Source organism: Pseudoalteromonas sp. P80D2, from assembly GCF_036680945.1.
Lineage (GTDB): Bacteria > Pseudomonadota > Gammaproteobacteria > Enterobacterales > Alteromonadaceae > Pseudoalteromonas > Pseudoalteromonas shioyasakiensis.
The window spans coordinates 12,333-36,337 of record NZ_JAZDAR010000034.1 but is presented as its reverse complement, the minus strand read 5'-3'; the positions used below and the strand labels follow the sequence as shown (position 1 = coordinate 36,337).

Sequence of the window (24,005 nt, the reverse complement as noted above, 5' to 3'; positions counted from 1 at the left end):
TTAATAAATACTGCCGATAGTTAATCAATAACTGATTTAATTAAAGACTCAGGTAATATCGGCATGAATTTAAAACCCGCACATCGCTTACTTTACGCAGCCTGTTTTGCGTTGATGGGTAATGTGAATGCTGCCGATTTTATTAAACCCACCCCTTGGTCAAGTTTGGTCACTAACGATATTCAACGCTTTTTACCAAGCGATGAAGTACGCACTCTGCTTGCCGGTGAAGATGAGTTCATTAGCTTATATCGCCAATCGATGACAGCCAGTCAACGCGGAATTGTGCTAATCATTCCTGATTGGCAGCACTTACCCACTAATAATGCTGGTATTAACTTTTTGCGCAAGCAGTTAAACGAAATTGGCTATGCAACCCTTGCCATGACCATGCCTGACATTGATTGGCATCCTGCCGATATGACAACGCCCGAGTCACCTGAGAGCTCTGAACCTGAGTCAACAACACAAAGTAATGAACAAAGCGATGAGCAAGCAGCTTCTGCTCCACCAGCCCAAACGCAACAAGCGCCGCATTTTGTTACGGGTGAGCCCAATATCAGTGAAGCCGTGCTTGATGATTACAAATTAAAGCTAATTGCCAGATTCAATGCCTTGTATAACAGTGCAATGGATGAAGGCGGCAATATTATTGTGGTGGCACAAGGTGCCAGTGCGGGGCTATTGATAGAGCATTATGCTAGCTTTCCAAATAACGAACTAAACGCTTTTATTAGCCTAGGTAGTTATTTACCTAACAGTGTTCGTAACCAGCATCTCAATGCGACGCTTTCAACTATCAGCCCACCCTTACTGGATATTTTTTATAGTGAGGGTAACCCTGACACCCTGCAAAGTGTAAAAGACAGAAAACGCTGGGTAAGAAAACACGCTAAATATGACTACCGTCAAAGAGAGTTATTTGGTGTGCCTTCAGAGCCTGAGCAGCACCAGCGGCTGCTTAAAGAGGTAGACGGCTTTTTACGCCGCCTTTTTTAAATACTCATAAGCCGCTTGAATATCTTGGCTTTTCTTTACCGCAACTTCCATCATATGTTTTGGTAAACCTTGCGATACCAGCTTATCGGGGTGATGCTGAGCCATGAGCTTTCGATAGGCTACTTTAATATCTCTCGCAGAAGCATCACTGTTTAAGCCTAATAGAGCCAACGCTTGGGCGCGATTCATACCATTATTCGGTGGCACACTGTGCCCTCTTTGTTCACTATGACTGCTGCGATTTTGCTGGCTTTGTTGACGCTGCTGTTCATAAAAACGCTGTTGTTGCTGACGAAATGCAAATTCGGCTTGGTAGCGTTTTAATAAAAATGCGAACTGAGTACGTGAAATACCTAACTGCTTGCTCACCTCTTGCAATAGTTGCTTTTCTTGCTCTGCAAGGTGGCCATCTGAAAAGGCCATTTGAATTTGGATTTCGAGGAACAGTTGCAATAAATCATGGCGTCGAGCAAAGCGCTCTTTAAAGTCATGAACGGTTTCTTTTAATGAAAAATCGCTTTCTTTACCACTACGAAAGGCATCTTGTGCTTCTCTGCGCTCATCACCCGATAAGCCCATTTCGTCCATAAACAAACTTGCCGCACGAATATGCGTTTCACTAACGCGACCATTCGATTTGGCAATATGCCCCATCACCGCAAAACAGCTAGAAAAGAAAAGTGCTTGGCGCTCGTTAATATCATCGCCTTTAAACAAACCAGAAAAACCACCTGCTTTATCAAAGTCTTGTTTTAAGCTGCGATCGAACATATGGCCTAGGTATAGGCCCAGTAAGGCTCCTATAAATTTGCCAAACATAAAGCCAAAACAAAAACCGAGTACTTTTCCCCACATAATTTGGCAAACCTCTGTTGTTATTACAAAGCGAAACGTTGATTGATTTCGTCGAGTCTGGCAGGTGTGCCAATGTCATCCCATTGCCCCAAATAAAGCTCAGTCGAAACTTGATGTTCACTGAGCTTTTCTCGCAAAATGGGCCCAAGTGGACGAATACCTGCGCTGAGACCTTTAAAGAAATCAGCATGATAGCGACTTATACCGGAAAAAGTATACTTTTGACTATCTGGGCTTAGGTGACTCAGTGCAAAATCACCATCAGGATTATGCGCAGGGTTTTCTACAAGGACAATATGCGCTTCCCCTGCTTGCAGATGAAGCTGCATCAACGAAGTCACATCATAATCAGTAAACACATCACCATTGATGACAATAAATTGCTCACCCAATAACGGCAATGCCTGAATGATGCCCCCGGCGGTTTCAAGCCCCCCAGCCTGCTCTTGGCTGTAAGTGATCGATACACCAAACTGCGAACCATCAGCAAAATACTCTGTTATTTTGTCGCCCTGCCAAGCAAGGTTAATGACAATATCGGTAATGCCTGCTTGGCGTAAGGTATTAATATGATGCTCTAATAATGGCTTGCCGTTAATCTTTAGCATCGGCTTTGGCATCGCTTCTGTTAGCGGCATCATGCGTTTACCACGGCCCGCCGCTAGGATCATTGCTTTCATTTGGACTCTTTCGTTAAACGCTGCTTAGTCTGTGGAATAATAGTCTGCTCTATCCACTGGCCAAGGGCTGTTAACTCTGGGTATTCTTTACTGACATTACTAATGTATGTAAGGGTTGGCAGCACATTATTCAAATAACCAGACTTACCGTCACGTAATTTTAAGCGGCAAAATATACCTGCAGCTTTTAAATGACGCTGCACGCCGGTTAAGTCAAACCAGCGCTTAAACATCGCAAATGAGGTGTCTTGCAATAGCTGTTGCTCGCTGAATTCGTCATAAGCGTAATGTAAAAGGTAATCTAGCTCTTGCTCTGGTAACTTGAAATAGCAATCCCTTAATAACGACACAAGGTCATAACACACTGGCCCTTGTACCGCATCTTGATAATCGATAATTGCCCATTGCTGCCCCGTGCGCATAATATTGCGGCTATGGAAGTCTCGGTGCACTGTAACAATTGGTTGTTCAAGCGCATTGTTAACTAATAACTCACAAGCCTGTTGCCACATTTGCTGCTCATCAGCAGAAAGTTGCTCACCAATAAAGTTATCGACTAACCAATCTCTAAAAATGCTCAGTTCAAATTGTAAAAACTCGCCATCAAATACTTTCATGTATTGGGCTGGCGGGATTTGCGCCCATTGTGCACTTAACTTTATTAGATGTTTGTAGTGTAAAGTGCGGTCTTCGTCGCCCAGTAAATCAGCCAAATGAGTATTGCCTAAATCACTCAGCAAGAAGAAGCCTTGCTTTTCATCTGCTTGAAGAATTTTTGGTAATTTAAACCCATGCTGAGAAAACACTTTATTGAGTTCTATATAAGGCGTGTTATCTAATTTATCTGGATCTGAGTCCATGACAATATAGCTCTGATCACTTGTATTTACGCGGAAATAACGGCGAAAACTCGCATCCCCTGTGATGGCGGCTAATTGATATTCATCCTCTTTAAAATGAGGATTCAAAAACTGCTGTAAACTTTTATAACGATTCATTTAGTAAGATATCTATTTTTCACTAAGTCAATTACTGTATTTGCCATTGTTTTCCTTTATTATGTCTAGCTTATATCCAACCAAAGAGCATTAAGGTCATTAAATGAGCAAAACCTGGGGCATAATGATGCTAAGCGTACTTAGCGCACCATCGTTCGCCGAAACTGAACTGACACACAATTTTTGTGGCACTTCAATGCAAACCAGAGCTTGGCAACCGCTCCCTGGCCTTGAACTTAATATGATCGATATCAAATCCGATGATATTGAACTATTGGGTACCCAAAGCGCAGAATTTACCGGTAATGTAGATATTAACACCCTAACGATGAATTTGTCCGCACAAAGTGCACTGATTGACAAACAACGTGGGTTACTTAATGCAACCGGCCCTATCGTTTATCGCGATAAAGTAAGCCAAATTAATAGTTCTGGGCTCAATGCGGATTTAAATAATTCTGAATTAAGCTTGCTTGGTGCTGATTATAAGCTCACCGACCAACTTGGTCATGGTGGCGCAGAAAAACTAACAGTCAACGAGTCTGGCCTAAACCTGATGAACGCAAGCTTTACTACTTGCCCAGGCGAAACACCGGTGTGGGCGATTGAAGCTGACGAAATTGACTTATCAAGTGAAGATGGCTGGGGCGAAACTCACAATACCGTATTACGGGTATTTGATACGCCGGTTCTGTATGTTCCTTATTTTACGTTTCCGTTAGATGACCGCCGTAAATCAGGTTTATTAACGCCTAACTTCTCTAGTTCAGGCCGCTACGGTATTGAAACCATCACTCCGTATTACTGGAATATTGCTCCAAATTACGACGCCACCATTACGCCTCGCTATATGTCTAAGCGCGGCTTGCAAATGATTGGTGAGTTCCGTTATTTAACTGAGCAAAACAACGGTCTCATTGCCGTTGAGTACCTAGATAAAGATGATGAAGAGCCAAATGTTGACTCTCGTTATCTATTCCATTGGCAGCAGCAAAGCTACTTTGGTGAGAACTGGCGCGGTAATATCGATATTACTAACGTTAGTGATGATAATTACTTAACCGATTTAAATTCTGGCTACGCGACTCGCACAGACACTCAGTTATACCGCACGGGTTCACTCACCCACTTAGGTGACACTTGGCGCACCAATATTAAGCTACAGAGTTTTGAAGTACTTGGTGATCACCGCGAATCGTATGCGGCACTGCCACAAATTAGTTTTTCGCAAACTGATGCGTATGATTTTTATGGTGTTGATTTAACCCTTGATGGTGAGCTTAGTTATTTCACGAATGATGACGCAGTTATTGATGAAGCAAGCCGTGTTCACATAGAACCTAAAGCAAGCTTTGGTTATCAAGAATACGCATGGTCATTTTTATCTGAGTTCAGCGTGTTGCATACTGAATATAACCAGCATGGTGATTTAGCAGGGACAGACTACGACGAAAAAGTCACCCGCACCCTGCCAAAAGTGCGTTTATACAGCCAATTAAATTTTGAGCGTGATACTGCGTTTTTCTTCAAAGATGGTATTCAAACTCTTGAGCCACAAATTCAGTACTTGTATACGCCAAATAAAGACCAATCAAATATTGGCCTTTACGATACGGCAAAATTACAAGATGACTTTTTTGGTTTATTTAGAGACCGTCGTTTCTCAAGTATCGACCGTATTGCCACTGCGAACCAATTTACGTTAGGTGCGACTACTCGCTTATTTAGCAATGAAAACGAAGAAGTATTTAATTTCAGCGCAGGCCAAATCTTCTATTTAAGTGATGATGCAAAGCCTACATCACAAGGTATTAATGTTGATACTAACTACAATGCCTTGTTCGCAGCGCAAACCATGTTACATTGGCACCGTCGCTGGTATCTATCAGGTGGTATTCAATACGACACTGATGGTAAAGAAATTATTCAATCAAATATCACCTTAGATTATAAAGGTGACGATAAACAGCTCGTGCAATTGAACCATCGCTATGCAAATGATGTCTCAGGCAATACAATCGAGCAAGTTGGTCTATTTACCAGCATTCCGCTATCGCAAGATTGGCAGTTTGTTGGCAGCTATCACCGCGATTTAGAAAGTGGTCGTAGCATTGAGGTTTTCAGCGGTCTTCAGTATGAATCGTGCTGTTGGGCGTTTCAAATCACAGGCCGTCGTCAAATCGAAACAGATTTGAACCAGGCGATTGGTCAAGAGCAAGCAACCTTTGATACCAGTATTGGCTTCAATATCGTATTAAAAGGGCTTGGAAGTAAAAGCCGTTATGATGCACAAAAATTATTACAACAAGGTATTTTTGGCTATCGTAGACCGTATTTTCTTAATAACTAGTACCGCAGTACTATTAGCAAGAGTATTAGAAAAAGTATGAATTTAAAAAAATTATTTGCATCTGCATTATTAACAGTTGGCCTTTGCCAAAGCGTTTTCGCAAAACCTGTCGAAATTGACAAAGTCGTTGGTGTAGTTAACCAAGGTGTTATTTTACAAAGTGAAGTAGACACCATTATCAATCGCGTAAAAACTCAAGCTCAAGAGCAAGGTCAGCAATTACCTTCTGATGATACGCTTCGTATTCAAGCAATCGAGCGTTTAGTAAACCAAACTCTGATGATGCAACTTGCTGAGCGCATGGGTTTAGAAATCTCTGACTCTCAGTTAGACCAAACACTTGAAAATATGGCTCGTGAGCAAGGCGGTACAATCGCTGATTTACGTCGCACTATCGAGGCATCAGGCGAGAGCTACCCAGCATACCGTGAAGAAATTCGTAAAGAAATCACCACGCAACAAGTAATGCGTGCGAACGTTGACCGCCGTATTTACATTAGCCCACAAGAAATCGATAACCTTCTTAAAATCATGGAAACTCAAGGCAAGAATGCCGAAGAGTATGATATTGGTCATATCTTGATTGATATCCCAAGTGATGCAACAGCTGATGAAATCACCAGTGCTAAAACACGTGCAGATAAAGTTATCGAGTTTTTAAAAGAAGGCAAAGAGTTCAAGCGTATCGCTATTTCATCTTCTAGCGGTTCAAAAGCCCTTGAAGGTGGTCAGCTAGGTTGGATGAGCATCAACGAAATGCCATCACTATTTGCTGAAGCGGTAAAAGGCCATAAAAAAGACGATATCGTTGGCCCGCTTCGTTCAGGTGCTGGTTTCCACATCATTAAAGTGCAAGATGTTCGTGGTCGCCAAGTTGTTGAAACAACAGAGGTTCGCTCACGTCACATCTTAATTAAGCCTTCTATCATCTTAAGCGAAGAAAAAGCGCGTGACATGCTAAAAGGTTTTGCTAAAGAGCTACGTGAAGGTAAAGCTGACTTTGGTGAACTTGCTAAAGAATACTCTGAAGATCCGGGTTCAGCATTAAAAGGTGGTGAGTACGATTGGACTGATCCAAGCACCTATGTACCAGAATTTAAAAATACCCTGCTTTCTCTAGATAAAAATGAAATCAGTGAGCCATTCAGAACACAGTTTGGTTGGCACATTGTACAGCTACTTGATAAGCGTGTAGCTGATAAAACAGAGCAAGCTAAGCGTAACCGCGCTCACCAACTACTGTTTAATCGTAAATTTAAAGAAGAAAGTTTCAACTGGCAGCAAGAAATGCGTGAACAAGCGCACGTTGATATTTTCCCAACAGAATAAAAATTATGACCATTAGAATTGCAATTACCCCAGGTGAGCCAGCCGGTATTGGCCCTGATTTACTTATCAAGTTAGCCCAGCACCAGTGGGATGCCCAACTGGTGGTGATTGCTGATGGCGCGCTGTTAAAACAGCGAGCTAAGTTGCTTGGTTTAGATATCAATTTAATTGACTTCGATGACAGCCAAGCACCAAGCATTGCCCCTGCAGGCAGCGTTTACTTACACCAAGTAGATTTAGGCTCTGATGTTGAAGTGGGCGTACTTAATGACGCCAATGGTCAATATGTGCTGGATACACTGCGCATTGCCAGTGAAAAAAATATGGATGGTACCTTTGCCGCTGTTGTTACAGGCCCTGTGCATAAAGGGATTATCAACAAAGCAGGTATCTCATTCAGCGGTCACACTGAGTATTTTGCGCAGCAATCGAATACTGCCGATGTAGTGATGTTGTTAGCTACAGAAGGCTTACGTGTGGCGCTTGTTACAACGCATATACCGCTTGCTTATGTATCGCGCGCAATCACCGTTGAACGTTTAAGTAAAGTTGCCACTATTTTAAACCATGACTTACAAACTAAGTTTGGTATTGAAAAACCGCGTATCCTCGTATGTGGTCTAAACCCACATGCTGGCGAAGATGGTCATTTAGGCACTGAAGAAATTGATACCATAGCGCCAACGTTAGAGCTGTTAAATAATCAAGGCATGAACTTAATTGGACCATTGCCTGCTGATACCCTGTTCCAAGATAAATACCTTTCGCAAGCAGATGCCGTGCTTGCAATGTATCACGATCAGGGATTACCTGTGCTAAAATACAAAGGTTTCGGCAATTCGGTCAACATCACCCTTGGCCTGCCATTTATTCGCACCTCAGTAGATCACGGTACGGCTCTCGATTTAGCCGGCACAGGCACTGCTGATGTAGGTAGTTTTGAATTAGCGATCCGCGAAGCAATTAAGCTCGCCCATGAAAAAGCACAGAATCAATGACAGATAAAGTACATTTAGGACACCGCGCTCGTAAGCGTTTTGGTCAAAACTTTTTAAACGATGACATGATCATCGACAAAATCGTCACGGCTATCGATCCTAAACCTGAAGACAATTTAGTAGAAATCGGCCCGGGCCTTGGTGCAATCACTGAGCCAGTCGCTGATTTAAGTGGCCACCTAACGGTTGTTGAGCTAGATAAAGACTTAGCAGAACGTTTAACGAGCCACCCATTCTTAGGGCCAAAGTTAACAGTGCATCAAGGCGATGCAATGAAATTCGATTTTAGCTCTTTGATCAAGTCTGACGAAAAGTTAAAGATTTTTGGTAACTTACCATACAACGTTTCGACCCCACTGCTGTTCCATTTATTTGAGTTCGCGGATAACGTAGAGCACATGCATTTTATGCTGCAAAAAGAAGTGGTCAAACGTATGGTCGCAGGCCCGGGCAGTAAAGCCTTTGGTCGCTTAAGTGTAATGACACAATATTACTGTCACGCAATGCCAGTGATTGATGTGCCGCCAGAGTGCTTTAAACCAGCACCTAAAGTAGATTCAGCGGTTATTCGCTTGATCCCTAAAAAGCCTGAGCAACGTTCAGCTAAAAGCACTAAGCTATTAAACACGGTATGTTTAGAAGCCTTTAATCAACGCCGTAAGACTCTGCGTAATAGTTTATCTAACTTACTGACAGCTGAAGAACTAACAAGCATAGGCATTGATATCACTCTGCGTGCTGAAAGCCTGTCTTTACAACAATTTATTGATATAGCTAATTGGATTTATGACAACAAGCAGTAATTTAGGTTCTCCAATTAAGGTGTCGGTTGAAACCTTCTATGTAGAAGGTCAATCAGAGCCTGAACAAGATAAATACGTATTTGCTTACTCAATCACCATTAAAAACCACAGTTTATGCAGTGCTAAGCTATTGAGTCGTTACTGGTTAATTACCGATGCCAACGGCAAAGAAGTGGAAGTACAAGGTGAAGGGGTTGTGGGTGAAACACCGACCATTGCCCCAGGTGAAAGCTATAAATACACCAGTGGTGCAGTGCTTGATACCCCTGTTGGGACGATGCAAGGCCATTACACTATGCGTAACGAATTTGGCACTGAGTTTGAAGCGCCAATCGAGGTGTTTCGTTTAGCCCGCCCAAACATTTTGCACTAGGTAATAATGGCTGACTACGCAATTGGTGACTTACAAGGTTGTTACAGTGAATTTGATGCGTTACTAAAACGTGTCAACTTCAACCCAAGCCAAGATCACCTTTACTTAGTTGGCGATATTGTTGCTCGAGGCCCTGATTCACTCGCTTGCCTCGAGCGCCTTCATACTATGCAAGGCAGTGTAACTATTACTCTTGGTAATCATGATTTACACCTAATTGCTTGTCATTATCTAAATAAACCAGCAAATCTAAAAGATAAGCTTGCAGATGTTTTTGACAGCCCAAAGCTCCCTAAATATATTCACTTTTTGCAACAACAGCCATTAGCTATTTGGCTTGAACGCTATGACATGCTGATAAGCCATGCTGGCTTAAACCCAAATTGGTCAATAAAAAAAGCATTAAAACGCGCTCGCTTTGCCGAAAGTTGCTACCAAGGTAATGATGCCCATCATTACTTTGCCAATATGTATGACCCCCACCCATTAGAATGGCAATCAACGCTACCTAACGAGGCTAAATTTCGTTATATCGTTAATTACTTCACGCGCATGCGCTTCGTTAATTTGCTTGGTGAACTCGACTTCAGCAATAAAACCAGCATTAGTGAAGATAGCTCAATAATCCCTTGGTTTGAGCATCCGAGTATAAGTAAGCTCAAGCAACAGATCACATTTGGTCATTGGGCTGCTTTAGAAGGTAAAGTTAAAGCCGAAAATATTCATGCCCTCGACACTGGCTGTGTATGGGGAGGCGCGATGACCCTCATGGAACTCAGTCAAAAAGACTGTTTTGTCGAAAAATCCCACTCTTTTATCTAAATAAACTGAAAAATAGCTGAACATCTGTTAGATTTATAACAATTAAAGTTAATTTAATTTAAAGCTAATTAAATTTAAATACTTAACTAATTGGCAACCTTGCCGATAAGTGATGATTAGTACTATTTTCTGGAATTACATATGAACTTGACCGTTAGACAGCGTATTTGGGGTGGCTTTATTGTTATTACGTTACTCCTGCTATTTATTGGTGGTAACTCGTTGATCAGAATTACCAACATTGATCAATCGACACAGCGAGTTAATCAGCTGTCATTACCGGCTCTCGATAAAAGTTATGAATTGCAGGTTGAATTCATCCTGATGAGTAAGTCAGCGCAAGCTAGCTTTTACACCACATCACAAGATGAATTAGCAACTATTCGCAAGAACTTTACCGAGCAGAAAAAGCGTTACGATAGCTCTTATCAAGACCTACAACAAATAGTGAGTAACGACCCGAAATTAAAACAAAGCAGTCAAGAAGTTGAGCAAACTTATAAGCGCTTTGCCAAGTCTGTCGATAACCTTTTTAAGGATAAACAAACGCAACTTGAACTTAACAATACGCTGCGCACCCAGCTTGAAGATATTGAGATCAGCGCAGAAGATGCTAACTCTGTTGTGCTTGATATCATTGATATTGATGGTCTTGAAGAGAACCATTCACGTGCCTACCAAGCTGCTAACAACATGGAAAACAACTTCCAGTCGGTAGTGACTAACAGTACCGATATGCTAACAGTTAAAACTCTTAACACGTTAGATATCGTGAAAAACGAACAAGTTTATTACTTAGAAGAAGTTGAGCGCAGCCTAGGCCTTATTCGCCCTGCTATCATTGAAAGCAATGCTGATTTATATAATGACCTAAACAGTTATGTTGAAAACCTTGTAAATAACGTACGTGGCAACAACAGCCTATCAGCAAATAAAAAGCGTTTAATTGATGCAATTGCACAAACTCAAGCTGAGCTAGCCAATGCAGAAAAATCAACCACTGAGGCCCTAAAACAACTTAAAGAGCTTGTTGACCAAGCAACGGTACTTGCCTTTGACTTACAGCAAGATGTAAGTGGTAACGTATCTACGGCAACCATCTGGACTTGGATTGCCATGGTTATCGCCACTTTAATTGCTATTGCTGTTGCAGCAATTACTGTTAGCCGTATTACAAAACCACTTTCTGAAGTAAACCGTATTCTTGATATTGTTGCTAGCGGCGACATGACTCAACGCTTAGACGACTCAGCTAAAGACGAGTTTGGTGAGCTATCACGTAGTTGTAATACGCTAATCGAAAGTTTACGTACACTTATTCAAGGCATTATCTCTCGCTCAACCCAGCTTGCTGCGGCCTCTGAAGAAACTTCAGCAATCACTGAAGAATCAAGCCAAGCTATTCGTAACCAACAAGCACAAGTTGAACAAGCTGCTACAGCAACCACGGAAATGAGCAGTACATCACAAGCGGTAAGCAGCAGTGCTCAACAGGCACTTAGCGAAATCAAGAACGCTGATAAAGAAGCTGACCGTGTTAAAGGCATTTCTTCACAAAACAAAGCGACTATTGAACAACTTGCCCGTGAAGTTGATGATGCTTCACAAGTTATCAATAAGTTACACAAAGATAGCGCATCAATTGGTGGCATCTTAGATGTTATTCGTGGCATTGCAGAGCAAACAAACCTACTTGCACTTAATGCAGCCATTGAAGCAGCCCGTGCCGGTGAACAAGGTCGAGGCTTCGCCGTAGTTGCTGACGAAGTGCGCTCTCTAGCGAGCAAAACACAAGAGTCGACTCAAGAGATTCAAGCTATGATTGAATCGCTTCAGGTTGGCGCTGAGGCTGCTGTATCAGCAATGTCGAAAGGTAAACAACAAGCTGAGTCATGTGTTGAGCAATCAGACCTTGCAAATACCGCCCTTGATTCAATCACTGCAGCCGTTGCGCAAGCTCATAACGTAAGTGAAGAGATCTCAACAGCTGCTCATGAGCAACAGCAAGTTTCACAAGAAATTAGCGAACGCTTAGAGTCGATTGTAGCAATTGCTGAACAGACAGCTGAAGGCGCAAACCAAACCAATATTTCAAGTTCAGAAGTTGCTAAATTAGCGGAAGAACTACGTTTATCGGTGGATGCGTTTAAAGTTTAAGAAGCTGTATACGAGTTAAGAGCTACGAGCTACGAGCTACGAGCTACGAGCTACGAGCTACGAGCTACGAGCTACGAGCTACGAGCTAACAAATATATAAGCCGTGTTTGTAAAAGCAAACACGGTTTTTTTCTATCTATTTATATCAATTTGCTTAATTAAATGATCTTTTGAGGTGATTACTCTTAATATTTTCCTGCCTCCCGCACCCATGCAGGCGCATTATTTAATACAAAATAATAACGAATTATTGCGAGTAGGTATGAAGTTAACGAAGCGTTTTTCAGGCATAAAAAAACCGCAACGAGTGCGGTTTCTTAAATTCTATTGGCGTTTCAATTAAAGGCCTGCGCGGTCTTTAATAACAGCGATTAGTGGAGAACCACCGTGGCCGTTTGATTCTGCCCATGCGATGTCTGCACCGTCTTCTAAAGAGCTTTTAGATAAGTTCTTAACGATGTATTCACCAGCATCCGCAGCGCCGCTTTCAATTGCATGACGAAGCATATTGTTGCCGTTACATTTTACAGCATCAAAGATGTTACGAATTTTCACACGTGAGCTTTTAAGCTTACTACGTAAACGGTTTTTATCATCAGCTGCGATGTACTCACAGATAGAAACCGCTAATTGATCATCAGCTTTTGCTGGTGCTGTATACGCAACTGACGCTGAAACAACAGCCGCTGCAAGTAACATATTTGGTAACTTCATCATATTTTGCCCTTATGTAATACTTTCTTCTTACCAAGATTGTGTAATATTGTACCAACTAATTAATTTTACCGCAATAATGTTACGAGTTTTTGTACAGGGTTACAAAAGTATACGAGTAAGGGTTTTTGTTATCAGGCTGATGCTTTTCTTGCTCGGCAACTGTCCAATTAGCAACACTTTCGTAATCTGGGAACTGCGTATCACCGGCCACTTCAAGATCGATGAATGTTAAGTATAGACGATCTGCTTGAGATAGAAATTGTTCGTATATATTTCCGCCACCTATAATCATTACTTCTTCAACATCAGCAACCAATTCCAGCGCAGCCTCTGGTGAAGTAACCACCTCAATACCTTCAGCTGTGTAATCAGCATTACGTGTGATAATAATATTTTGACGACCCGGTAAAGGCCGACCTATTGATTCAAATGTTTTACGGCCCATGATCACAGGCTTTGCCATGGTTACTTTTTTAAAGTGTTGCAGATCGGCGGGTAAATGCCATGGCATTTGGTTGTCTTGGCCAATTACTCTGTTATTTGCCATAGCAGCAATCATTGAAATTTTCACACTAAACCTTAATACTTTTTTCTTATTAATAAAAAAGGAGCGCATGGCTCCTTTTCAGTTTTAAATTTTATCGTTGGTAGATAACTTCTACATCGTAATCATCATCATCCCAGTCGTCATCCCAATCATCATCGTCTTGAGATGTTGCTTTCTGATGATAAGTATCCCACTTAAATTCAACTTCTTCTTTCTCTTCTTCAGCGAATTTCTCTTTCGGCATACTATCAAGTAGCGCCATAATGTCATGACATAGTGCTTGGGTATTTTGCTTATTTGCAGCAGAGATACGGTAAACATTAACCTCTTCACCTAGCTCTTCGGCAATTTCATTACACAGCGCTTCAGCTTCATCTTCTGGTAATAGGTCAATTTTGTTAAATACTAACCAGCGCGGCTTTTCAGCAAGCTTAGGACTATATTGGTGTAGCTCATTAATAATCGCAAAGGCATTATCAACTGGATTTGTGCCATCAACAGGCATAACATCAATGATATGCAGTAATACACGACAACGCTCTAAGTGCTTTAAGAAGCGAATACCAAGGCCTGCGCCATCCGAAGCCCCTTCGATTAGACCTGGGATATCAGCAATTACAAATGACTTATTCGCATCTGGGCGTACTACACCAAGATTAGGAATAAGCGTCGTAAACGGGTAATCTGCCACTTTTGGTTTAGCTGCAGAAACACTGCGGATAAACGTTGATTTACCAGCATTTGGTAAACCAAGTAAGCCAACATCAGCAAGTAGCATTAGCTCTAAGCGTAAGCTGCGAACTTCACCAGGTGTACCTAGTGTTTTTTGACGTGGCGCACGGTTTGTACTTGATTTAAAACGTGCGTTCCCCAAGCCATGGAAACCACCTTTTGCAACAACAACCTTTTGACCATGCTTAGTCAGATCACCTAATGACTCTTCAGTATCAACATCAATGATACGTGTACCAACAGGTACTTTAAGCGTTAAATCAGCGCCTTTTTTACCAGTCATGTTACGGCTTTGGCCATTTGTGCCGCGCTCTGCTTTATGAAAACGCTCAAATTGGTAATCAATTAACGTATTTAAGTTTTCATCGGCTTGTAGATAAACGCTGCCGCCATCGCCGCCGTCGCCGCCATCAGGACCGCCATCTGGTACATATTTTTCACGTCGGAAAGATACGACACCGCTGCCGCCATCACCCGCGTCACAACGAATTTCTACTTCATCTACAAACTTCATGATTACTCACTTTAAGATTGGCTTGTTAATAACTCTATTATATACCTAAGTGCCCTATTCAGCACCCAATGCCAAGGCGCTTAGGTATATATTTATACGCACTATTATGTGCCTTAAAACAAAAAACCCCGCAAAGGCGGGGTTTTTCAAATATCGAGATGATTACTCAGCTACGATATTTACGTATTTACGGTTTAAAGGACCTTTCTGTTCGAATTGAACTTTACCATCTGCTTTTGCGAAGATAGTGTGGTCTTTACCGATACCTACGTTTGCGCCAGCGTGGAAACGAGTACCACGTTGACGAACAATGATGCTACCCGCTAGAACTGATTCGCCACCAAAACGCTTAACACCTAGGCGTTTGCTTTCTGAATCGCGACCGTTACGAGTACTACCAGCTGCTTTTTTATGTGCCATTTCTCAGTACCTCTAATTAAGCGCTAATGCCAGTGATTTTAACTTCAGTGAACCATTGACGATGGCCCATTTGCTTACGAGAATGCTTACGACGTCTAAATTTAACAATCTTAACTTTCTCACCGCGACCGTGTGAAACAACCTCAGCTGTTACTTTACCACCGTTTACGAACGGTACACCGATCTCGATTTTCTCACCATCAGCAACTAAAAGTACTGAATCAAATTCAACTGCTGCACCAGTTTCAACGTCTAATTTCTCAAGACGAATTGTTTGACCTTCAGTCACACGGTGCTGTTTACCACCACTTTGGAAAACCGCGTACATAATTAACTCCGTCTGTGCGCCCTCAAATCGACGCAACTAAAATATTCTTCAATAGGGCGCGAAGTTTACGCTAATGTGCAAAAACTAGCAAGCCTCTTTTTCGATAAAATGAATAAAAAATAGCTGCATTGAGAGCAATTCAATATTTTCCCCTATTCTATCCTAAAAACACCACATGCCAAGCGGTTTTTACGATCTCATGACAATTAAATTACGCTAATAATACGCACCTTGAAAATTCAAAAAGCTGATCACTTATTAATCAAGGTTATAAATTTATCTTGGCAAAATTGATCTCAAATAAAAAACTTTACAGTGTTTTTTTACTGAATCATCACAAAATATCGAGCAAGCGCTTTTTTTGTTGTACAATCAGCCCCGTATACCCATAAATATTGGCTCGGAGATCAATGGATATAAAAGCTATCCAGACGTTAATCGAAAATGAAATGGATGACGTCAATCAACTTATACATGCCCAAATGCGCTCAGATGTCGCATTGGTTAACCAACTCGGTTTATACATAGTAAACAGTGGCGGTAAACGCGTTCGTCCTATGTTGGCCATTTTAGCGGCAAAAGCACTTGGTTATGAGGGCAAAGACCATATTACGCTTGCCACTATCATCGAATTTATTCATACCGCAACTTTATTGCATGACGACGTTGTCGACGAGTCACATTTGCGCCGTGGTACGCCTACAGCCAACGCAGAGTTTGGTAATGCAGCGAGCGTTTTGGTGGGTGACTTTATCTATACACGTTCATTTCAGCTTATGGTTGGCCTAGGTAAAATGCCAATCATGCAAATTTTAGCTGATGCAACCAATGTCATCGCTGAAGGTGAAGTATTACAGCTAATGAACTGTAATGACCCTGACACGACAGAACAAAGCTATATGCAGGTTATTTACAGCAAAACGGCAAAATTGTTCGAAGCTGCAACCGGCCTTGCTGCAATTATTACCGAGCAAGACGAACAAACCCTTGAAGCATTAAACTTATACGGTATGCATCTTGGCACTGCATTCCAATTAGTGGATGATGTTCTAGATTACAATGCTGATGCCGAGCAACTTGGTAAAAACATTGGCGATGATTTAGCTGAAGGTAAACCTACCCTACCGCTTATCTACGCAATGCAAAAAGGCACACCAGAGCAAGTTAAGCTAGTACGCGAAGCAATTGAGCTTGGTAATGGTATGGACCACTTAGAGAGCATTCTAGCGGCATTAGCTGACACTAAGGCCCTTGAGTTTGCAATGCAAAAAGCTGAGCAAGAAGCTGACAAAGCAATTGCTTGTATTGCGTTCTTACCAGATACACCGTACAAACAAGCACTAGAGAGTTTGGCCCGTATCGCCGTTGCCCGCGATCACTAAACGCTATTTATTCGAGCCATTAAAAAAGCCTGCATTTGCAGGCTTTTTTGTTTTCGGCGATTTAAAAAATCGCCTATCACCTGTCGGAATTAACCGTTGATGAAATCAACACCTTCTTGGATGTCTTTGTTAAGTGTAGCTAGCATGTCGTTTTTAGCTTGCTCTTCGAATGCACTTAACTCACCGTAAGAAAGGATTTCTTCAACGCCGTTTTTACCTAGACGAACTGGGTGTGCGAAGTATGCTGCGTCACCGTTTTCAACTGCAACGTATGCGTAATCAACTACTTCTTCACCTTGTAAGCCTTTAACTAAAGACATACAGAAGCGTGCTGCAGCTGCACCCATAGAAAGAGTCGCTGAACCGCCACCCGCTTTAGCGTTAACAACTTCAGTACCTGCGTTTTGGATACGTGGAGTTAATGCCGCAACTTCTTCGTCAGTGAAAGTAACACCTTCAACTTGAGATAGAAGAGGAAGGATTGTAGTACCTGAGTGACCGCCGATCACTGGAACTTTAACGTCAGTTGCGCTTAAACCTTTAAGTTCAGCAACAAATGCTTCTGAACGGATCACGTCAAGCGTTGTGATACCGAATACACGGTTAGCATCGTAAGTACCCGCTTTTTTGAATACTTCAGCAACGATTGGCACTGTGCCGTTTACTGGGTTAGTGATGATACCTACTAACGCTTTAGGACAGTTTTTAACGATGCCTTCAGCTAATGTTTTGATGATACCTGCGTTTACGTTGAAAAGGTCCGCACGGTCCATGCCTGGCTTACGTGGCATACCCGCTGGGATAAGAACGATATCACAACCAGCTAATGCTGCGTCTAGGCTGTCAGCACCAAAGCCTTCAACTTTAACGTCTGTTGGGATGTGAGAAAGATCAACCGCTACACCAGGAACAACAGGGGCAACATCGTATAACGATAATTCAGAACCTGCAGGTAAACTTGTTTTTAATAATAAAGACAATGCTTGGCCGATACCGCCAGCTGCGCCTAAAACAGCAACTTTCATTGGAATTCTCCGTAATTTGAGGTAGGAAATATTTGTGGCCCTAAAGATAATGAAATTAGCGACTAAAAACAAATTTATCCTGCTTATTTCGCGTATAATTTCGACCATAGTTGTAAACTTGGCTGTAAAGACACAGCATTTTGGACGACTTTGTAAACTAATACTGCATAAATATGCAGAGTTGTGTAGAATTACCCTACATTTTATGAATAAAGAAACGGCAACATGCAACCACAAGACAAACAAGAAGCACTGATCAAAGCGTTTAAAGCGCTATTAAAAGAAGAAAACTTCGGCTCACAAGGTGAGATTGTCGAAGCATTAAAAGAGCAAGGCTTTGATAATATTAGTCAAAGTAAAGTCTCTCGCATGTTAAGCAAGTTCGGTGCAGTACGTACTCGTAATGCAAAACAAGAAATGGTCTATTGCTTACCGGCTGAAATGGGTGTGCCAACAGCGAAAAGCCCGCTGCGTCAGCTTGTTATTGATATTATGCATAACGAAATGATGATTATTATTCGCACCAGTCCAGGCGCAGCACAATTAATTGCTCGTTTACTTGATTCACTCGGTAAGGCGGATGGTGTACTCGGTACCATTGCAGGCGACGACACTATTTTTATCGCCCCTGCGAAGATTTCTGAAATCGATGTGACGCTCGATCGCGTGCGCACTTTATTTGATACCGTTTAAAGTTGCTTTAAGAAGTTTACTGACGGGGCGAAAAACGCAGATCCCATATCGGCTTGAGTAAAATCGAGCCAATGATCATAGCAATCGCCCTGCCCCAAGCGACTCTTTAGTACCTGCTCAAACGCATCCCCTTGCGCAGCACACGAAACCATTAAAATTCCCTGCTTATGCACATCACCAAATGGCATGCTTTGGTTTAGCAATAGTGGCTGGCCATGCTCATCTTTTAATTCACTACGAACCGCATGACTAGTTTCTACAGCAGGCACAATCAAGGTATTATCTAGACGCGTGCGCCCCATAATTTGCTCTTGCTCAGACAACGATAAATGCTGCCAGACACTCAAATCATGCACAAAGCGCTGAACATGAATATAACTGCCTTGGTCTTCAAAGTGACCCGGTTTATCGATAAGTGCTGTACTACGCTTTTGACGGCCATGAGGTGTATCGCCTGCATAAATAAAGCCGTTAAAATCACGTCCATCTAAAAACCGAAAATTACGGACCTGCTCCACCAGCTCAACATCCGGCGTTAATAATTTTAGAATTTGCAGAGCAAATAGATGGTTTACATCTTCACGGTCTGAACGAATTTGCACAAACAAGTCAAATGGCTGAGCACTCATCACATGCTCACTATGAGTCACATTCGGAAAGCTTTGCAATTGGCTAGGGATAAACTCGGGCAAAATATGCGGCCAATACTGAGCACCAAGGGCAACCACACACGATAGCATGGCTTCTGAGAACTGATCAGCAAACTCATCTTGAATGACGCTAACGCGTTTTAGTTTTTTACGTAATGACTCATCATGGCCATCGTAAACATTAAAAAACAGGTGCAAACCATGTAAGTTTGCTTCAGCACAAATCCCAGATTGCGCTTGCGCCATAGTGAATCCTTAGCTTCTCGTTATTTGCACAAAGCCAAGGATTCAAGATTGTTATTTATTACTAATCATGAAAAAAATTGACTGTGTGCGGCATTATTTTTATTTTTACAGGCTGCTCAACAGCTAACACGCGGTCTTGCTCTGCAGCAACTTCACACTCTTGCCCTGTAATATTGATACGATATACATAACGCGTACCGATAAAACGCCTGTGCAAGATAGTTAAACTGTTTGCGTCACTGTGCGCAGCTTCACACAACTGAATATGATGCGGCCTTATATACACTTGACCTTGTTGACAATCTGCATTGTTCGCTGTCAATGAGTGAACCACACCAAACGCCGTTTCGTATTCAGTTGGCGTTAATACTTTTGCCGTTAAGTATATGCCCGTACCAAGAAACTCTGCAACCACCTTTGAGTTAGGTTGACTAAATAACTGCTCAGGAGAGCCTTGTTGGGCGATTTTTCCACCATGCATAACCGCAAGCGTGTCGGCAAATGCGAAAGCTTCCTCCTTTGAGTGGGTAACAAATACCGCCGAAACCTGCTGAGCTTTAATAATGCGGCGTATATCGGCGATAAGCTCAAAACGTACTTGTGTATCAATATTCGAGAATGGCTCATCAAGTAATAATAAACTTGGTTTGTAAGCAAGTGCACGGGCTATTGCCACTCGTTGCTGCTGGCCACCAGAAAGCTGATGCGGATATCGCTGTGCACAACCATCGAGTTTAACAAGGCTAAGCATTTCATCTACACGCTCGCGCTTTTGCGCTTTGCTCATATTGCTAAGACCAAACGCAATGTTGTCGCTTACCGTTAAATGAGGAAACAACGCATAGTCTTGGAACATCATGCCAATATTACGTTTTTCCGGTGCAACAAACAGCCCGCTATCGTTAACCACTTTTGAATCAATACTCATATAGCCTTGCTCAGGCTGTAAAATTCCGGCAATTGCCTTTAAGGTAGTAGTTTTGCCGCAGCCACTTGCGCCAAGCAAACAGACGATTTCATCTTGTTCAACATTGAGGTTTAGTTCACTCAACACCTGAGTCGCATTGTACTGATAAGCTAAGTCTTTAATTATCAAATGACTCATGAGTGATTTTGCTCCATCGAACGATTAACGAAATACAAAGGGATTAACCCAACTAACACGATAAACAAGGCTGAAATTGACGCAAGCTCCAATTGCTCATCACTAACATATTGAAAAACATGGGTGGCCAGGGTTTCAAAATTAAAAGGCCTAAGTAATAAAGCGGCCGGTAATTCTTTCATGCATTCAATAAACACTAATAAGCCAGCTGTTAAAATGCCGCGTTTTAATAGCGGTAAATGTACTCGCCACAAGGTTTGTAAGGGCCCTTTGCCCATTGATTGGCTAGCCATATCAAGTGAAGGGCTAATACGTAAAAAACTGCTTTCAAGTGCGCCATGTGCAATCGCATAAAAACGCACAACGTAAGCAAAGATCATCGCAAATAAAGTGCCGCTCAAAAGTAACCCTGGTGATAAACCAAAAGGCTCAAGCCAATTATTTAATGCATCATCTAACTGAGTTAATGGAAGTAATACAGCAATCGCTAATACGGTACCAGGTAAGGCGTAGCCAGTACTTGCTAAACGCCCTGGGATCAGAGGGTAAGCTTGTTTCGCAATGCGCTGATAAAACAATACCAATAAGCTCAATAGGATAGTTGCAATACTCACCACAACAGCCACTTTAAAACTTTGCCAAGCGTAATTAAAAAATGCCCCATTCCATGCTTCATCTGCATAGACAATGGCGTATTTAACTAACACCCCAACCGGTAGGATAAAAGCCAATACCAGCACAACTGTGCAAGCCAAGCTTGCAGCCCATGCGGCACTGCCTTTTAAGCGATACAAGGTTGCACTGTTAACGCTTGACTGACGCTCATACACAGCTTGATTACGACGACTAAAACGCTCAACCATGATGGTTAAAAACAAAATCAGTAACATAATGCCTGAAATTTTCGCCGCAGCGGTTAATGAGTAATAGCCAAGCCATGTATCGTAAACAGCGGTCGTCAGTGTGCTGACAGCAAAATAATTAACGGTAGCAAAATCAGCCATAGCTTCCATACTGATTAATGTAACCCCTGCCACAATAGCCCCACGACCAAGAGGCAAACTAACGCGTAAAAAGCTTTGTAATGGCGATAACCCCATCAGCTGACTAGCTTGTACTAGTTTAAAAGACTGCTCTCTGAGTGCCGTTTTAAAAATAAGGAATAAGTAAGGATAGAGTACCAAGGCAATCATAATAATAGCCCCAGCTAATGTACGAATATCAAAAAACCAGTAATCGTCTGGTGACTGCCAACCAAACCAGTCTCGAAGGGCGATTTGTACTGGCCCAGCGTAATCTAGTAAGTCAGTATACACATAGGCGATTAGATAAGTTGGCATTGCTAATGGCAGCATTAACGCCCATTCAAATTGCTTACGCCCAGGAAACTCGCAATATGCAGTTAACCAAGCTAACGGCAATGCAATTACACAGCTCAGCAGCCCTACCCCTGCAATAAGTATGAGTGTATTACGGGTATAATCCCACAGCACAGTATCGAAAAGGTGCTGAAATACATCTGAATCTCCTTGCAGAGATTCAAATAATAAAAAGCCTAATGGCGTAACAAGCAACAGGCCAATAAGCCAGGCTATAAGCTGCCAACGCGACAGCGAAAACTTCACATGCATAAGTGGATTAATACCAGATAAAATAAAAGCTGTTAAAAAACAGCTTTTATAAAAATGTGTTACGAGAAATATCCTCGTTATAAATCAAACTTTACTTCGTCAATCAGCTTCAGTGCCACAGGGCGATATTTGCTGATCTCATCAAGAGGAAGACTATCTTCTTTAAACTCACCCCATGATGCAACCATCTCAGATAATGCAACCCCTTGCTTTACAGGGTATTCCATATTAACTGAAGCATACATATTTTGCGCCTTATTGTCGGTCATATACTCAACCAGTTTCAAGGCATTTTCAGGGTTTTTAGCATAACGGGTCATAACAACGCCCGATACATTGATATGAGAGCCACGGTTTGTTTGGTTAGGGAAGTTAATATAAACCGCTTCAGCCCATGATTTTTGCTGCTCATCTTGCATCATTTTGCCAAAATAATAGCTGTTGCCTAACGCCAGGTCGCATAAACCTTCTTTTACGGCTTTTACTTGCGCTCTGTCATTACCTTGCGGCTTACGTGCTAAATTGGCTTTTACGCCCTCAAGCCATTGCTTAGTTTTTGCTTCGCCATGGTGAGCGACCATAGAAGCAACTAAACCTAAATTGTAAGGGTGTTTACCAGAGCGAGTGCAGATTTTCCCTTTGTATTTTGGATCGGCTAAATCCTCGTAAGTTAATTCAGCAAGTGCACCAACACGCTCTTTTGCAGAGTAAACATTACGTACGCGTTTAGTTAGTGCTATCCATTGACCGTCGGCATCGCGAAAAGTGCTTGGCACATTCGCATTAACCACATCACTATTAATTGATTGCGTTAAGCCTAAGTCCTCTAATTGAATCAGCGCACTAAAATTAGAGGTTAATACTAAATCAGCCTTACTGTGCTTACCTTCACGCTTTACACGTTCAATTAACCCTTTTTTGGCAAAAACCACGTTAGTTTTAATACCTGTTTGCTTAGTGAAATCATCCAAAATAGGCTGAATTAAGAATGGTTGACGAAACGAGTAAATATTTACTACATCTGCAGCAAATGTAGGCGCGCTTAATAATGCGCTAAGTAATACTAAGGCTGTTTTCTTCATTTTATAGCACCTAAATAGTAACAATTATCAAAATATTTTACCTAGAGTTAGGGCAAAGTGCACCCGTTTAAACTTATATTTCAATCAACCTAACTGCCATTTAGGAATTTGCATGTAAGACATATCTCACCCACATGGCAGTTATTGAGTAAAAACCACCAGCAAACACTGCACAAAACTATATAAATATTTGAAATATAACAACATACTTTAAATGACAATAAAATAACCAGCAGATTAAGTAAGATTTTGACCTACTCAGCTTTGCCCATTTCTCTATAATTACTTACATCAACTAAGCAAGAAGCTTAATGAGTAGATGGATAAGGAAGCATTACTCATAATACCGCGGAATAAGGTTCATTAGGAGAATAAGGAATCAAGGACAGGCTCAGGAAGAGTAACGCAATGGAGTGACAACCTACGGACAACATCAGGATGATGTGGAATGGCATAACAACAGGACGTTGTTATACAGGAAGTTCAAAAAGTGGAATAAAGGACAGGCCGTTAGGGCATCGCAACGGATATGCAAATAAAGGGATAGTGTCAGGATGGCACGTAAGGGA

Annotated in this window: 23 protein-coding genes; 10 read left to right on the top strand and 13 right to left on the bottom strand. The window is 41.9% G+C overall.

Going from position 1 to position 24,005, the window contains the following annotated elements; translation table 11 throughout:
- Nucleotides 1-63 precede the first annotated feature (63 nt).
- Nucleotides 64-999, top strand: coding sequence for a DUF3530 family protein (locus VRK28_RS09085; RefSeq protein WP_332393801.1), 936 nt, complete (start codon nt 64-66; stop codon nt 997-999).
- Here the strand turns inward: VRK28_RS09085 and djlA are convergent.
- Genes djlA through VRK28_RS09070 form a run of 3 tightly spaced genes read right to left on the bottom strand, consistent with a single transcriptional unit; the run spans nt 982 to nt 3,532 of the window.
- Nucleotides 982-1,854: a co-chaperone DjlA gene (djlA, locus tag VRK28_RS09080; RefSeq protein WP_062566162.1), complete on the bottom strand. Its 873-nt coding sequence runs from the start codon at nt 1,852-1,854 to the stop codon at nt 982-984. The two genes, VRK28_RS09085 and djlA, sit on opposite strands and share 18 nt — an antisense overlap.
- A gap of 23 nt (nt 1,855-1,877) precedes the next feature.
- Nucleotides 1,878-2,534, bottom strand: coding sequence for an N-acetylmuramate alpha-1-phosphate uridylyltransferase MurU (murU, locus tag VRK28_RS09075; protein ID WP_062566163.1), 657 nt, complete (start codon nt 2,532-2,534; stop codon nt 1,878-1,880).
- The gene (locus VRK28_RS09070; protein WP_054562769.1) at nt 2,531-3,532 is read right to left on the bottom strand and encodes an aminoglycoside phosphotransferase family protein; all 1,002 of its coding nucleotides are present in this window, start codon (nt 3,530-3,532) and stop codon (nt 2,531-2,533) included. Before VRK28_RS09070 ends, murU begins: the two co-directional genes overlap by 4 nt.
- A 103-nt stretch (nt 3,533-3,635) precedes the next feature.
- On the opposite strand from VRK28_RS09070, the gene lptD reads away from it, so the two are divergent.
- The 7 genes from lptD (at nt 3,636) to VRK28_RS09035 (ending at nt 12,364) form a co-directional block, all read left to right on the top strand.
- A complete protein-coding gene (lptD, locus tag VRK28_RS09065; RefSeq protein ID WP_054562770.1) occupies nt 3,636-5,882 on the top strand; it encodes an LPS assembly protein LptD in 2,247 nt (748 codons plus the stop codon).
- 36 nt (nt 5,883-5,918) lie between these two features.
- Nucleotides 5,919-7,211: a peptidylprolyl isomerase SurA gene (surA, locus tag VRK28_RS09060; protein WP_055021167.1), complete on the top strand. Its 1,293-nt coding sequence runs from the start codon at nt 5,919-5,921 to the stop codon at nt 7,209-7,211.
- A gap of 5 nt (nt 7,212-7,216) precedes the next feature.
- Nucleotides 7,217-8,209 carry a 4-hydroxythreonine-4-phosphate dehydrogenase PdxA gene (gene pdxA / locus VRK28_RS09055; protein ID WP_054562772.1) on the top strand — a complete coding sequence of 331 codons (993 nt, stop codon included), beginning with the start codon at nt 7,217-7,219 and terminating at the stop codon, nt 8,207-8,209.
- Entirely contained in the window at nt 8,206-9,012 is an 807-nt protein-coding gene (gene rsmA / locus VRK28_RS09050) for a 16S rRNA (adenine(1518)-N(6)/adenine(1519)-N(6))-dimethyltransferase RsmA (RefSeq protein ID WP_054550997.1), read from the top strand. The genes pdxA and rsmA overlap by 4 nt, the downstream gene beginning before the upstream one ends.
- Complete coding sequence (apaG, locus tag VRK28_RS09045; RefSeq protein ID WP_054550996.1) at nt 8,996-9,385, top strand: Co2+/Mg2+ efflux protein ApaG; 390 nt, start codon at nt 8,996-8,998, stop codon at nt 9,383-9,385. Before rsmA ends, apaG begins: the two co-directional genes overlap by 17 nt.
- A gap of 6 nt (nt 9,386-9,391) precedes the next feature.
- Nucleotides 9,392-10,207, top strand: coding sequence for a symmetrical bis(5'-nucleosyl)-tetraphosphatase (locus VRK28_RS09040; RefSeq protein ID WP_332393797.1), 816 nt, complete (start codon nt 9,392-9,394; stop codon nt 10,205-10,207).
- 141 nt (nt 10,208-10,348) lie between these two features.
- On the top strand, nt 10,349-12,364 hold the full coding sequence (locus VRK28_RS09035) for a methyl-accepting chemotaxis protein (RefSeq protein WP_054562774.1): 2,016 nt from the start codon (nt 10,349-10,351) through the stop codon (nt 12,362-12,364).
- Between the two features lie 339 nt (nt 12,365-12,703).
- Here VRK28_RS09035 and VRK28_RS09030 read toward each other — a convergent pair whose 3' ends face one another.
- The 5 genes from VRK28_RS09030 to rplU all read right to left on the bottom strand — a co-directional run bounded on the left by VRK28_RS09030 (nt 12,704) and on the right by rplU (nt 15,622).
- Nucleotides 12,704-13,081, bottom strand: coding sequence for a DUF3718 domain-containing protein (locus VRK28_RS09030; protein WP_062566166.1), 378 nt, complete (start codon nt 13,079-13,081; stop codon nt 12,704-12,706).
- Nucleotides 13,082-13,160: 79 nt separating this feature from the next.
- Nucleotides 13,161-13,640: a type 3 dihydrofolate reductase gene (folA, locus tag VRK28_RS09025; protein ID WP_082401652.1), complete on the bottom strand. Its 480-nt coding sequence runs from the start codon at nt 13,638-13,640 to the stop codon at nt 13,161-13,163.
- Between the two features lie 79 nt (nt 13,641-13,719).
- The gene (cgtA, locus tag VRK28_RS09020; RefSeq protein WP_054551016.1) at nt 13,720-14,874 is read right to left on the bottom strand and encodes an Obg family GTPase CgtA; all 1,155 of its coding nucleotides are present in this window, start codon (nt 14,872-14,874) and stop codon (nt 13,720-13,722) included.
- 162 nt (nt 14,875-15,036) lie between these two features.
- A complete protein-coding gene (rpmA, locus tag VRK28_RS09015) occupies nt 15,037-15,294 on the bottom strand; it encodes a 50S ribosomal protein L27 (protein ID WP_054551015.1) in 258 nt (85 codons plus the stop codon).
- A gap of 16 nt (nt 15,295-15,310) precedes the next feature.
- The gene (gene rplU, locus VRK28_RS09010) at nt 15,311-15,622 is read right to left on the bottom strand and encodes a 50S ribosomal protein L21 (protein WP_036965957.1); all 312 of its coding nucleotides are present in this window, start codon (nt 15,620-15,622) and stop codon (nt 15,311-15,313) included.
- A gap of 410 nt (nt 15,623-16,032) precedes the next feature.
- Here rplU and ispB point away from each other — a divergent pair, with 410 nt between their 5' ends.
- Nucleotides 16,033-17,004, top strand: coding sequence for an octaprenyl diphosphate synthase (gene ispB / locus VRK28_RS09005; protein WP_054562777.1), 972 nt, complete (start codon nt 16,033-16,035; stop codon nt 17,002-17,004).
- Nucleotides 17,005-17,093: 89 nt separating this feature from the next.
- Here ispB and mdh read toward each other — a convergent pair whose 3' ends face one another.
- Entirely contained in the window at nt 17,094-18,029 is a 936-nt protein-coding gene (gene mdh, locus VRK28_RS09000; protein WP_054562778.1) for a malate dehydrogenase, read from the bottom strand.
- Nucleotides 18,030-18,254: 225 nt separating this feature from the next.
- On the opposite strand from mdh, the gene argR reads away from it, so the two are divergent.
- A complete protein-coding gene (gene argR / locus VRK28_RS08995; protein WP_054551012.1) occupies nt 18,255-18,722 on the top strand; it encodes a transcriptional regulator ArgR in 468 nt (155 codons plus the stop codon).
- Here argR and VRK28_RS08990 read toward each other — a convergent pair.
- The 4 genes from VRK28_RS08990 to VRK28_RS08975 form a co-directional block, all read right to left on the bottom strand.
- Nucleotides 18,719-19,618: a Dyp-type peroxidase gene (locus VRK28_RS08990; protein ID WP_166340490.1), complete on the bottom strand. Its 900-nt coding sequence runs from the start codon at nt 19,616-19,618 to the stop codon at nt 18,719-18,721. The genes argR and VRK28_RS08990 overlap by 4 nt on opposite strands.
- Before the next feature lie 61 nt (nt 19,619-19,679).
- A complete protein-coding gene (locus VRK28_RS08985) occupies nt 19,680-20,723 on the bottom strand; it encodes an ABC transporter ATP-binding protein (protein ID WP_332393795.1) in 1,044 nt (347 codons plus the stop codon).
- Nucleotides 20,720-22,354: an ABC transporter permease gene (locus tag VRK28_RS08980; protein WP_332393793.1), complete on the bottom strand. Its 1,635-nt coding sequence runs from the start codon at nt 22,352-22,354 to the stop codon at nt 20,720-20,722. Before VRK28_RS08980 ends, VRK28_RS08985 begins: the two co-directional genes overlap by 4 nt.
- 77 nt (nt 22,355-22,431) lie before the next feature.
- A complete protein-coding gene (locus VRK28_RS08975; protein WP_055197654.1) occupies nt 22,432-23,436 on the bottom strand; it encodes a Fe(3+) ABC transporter substrate-binding protein in 1,005 nt (334 codons plus the stop codon).
- Nucleotides 23,437-24,005 lie beyond the last annotated feature (569 nt).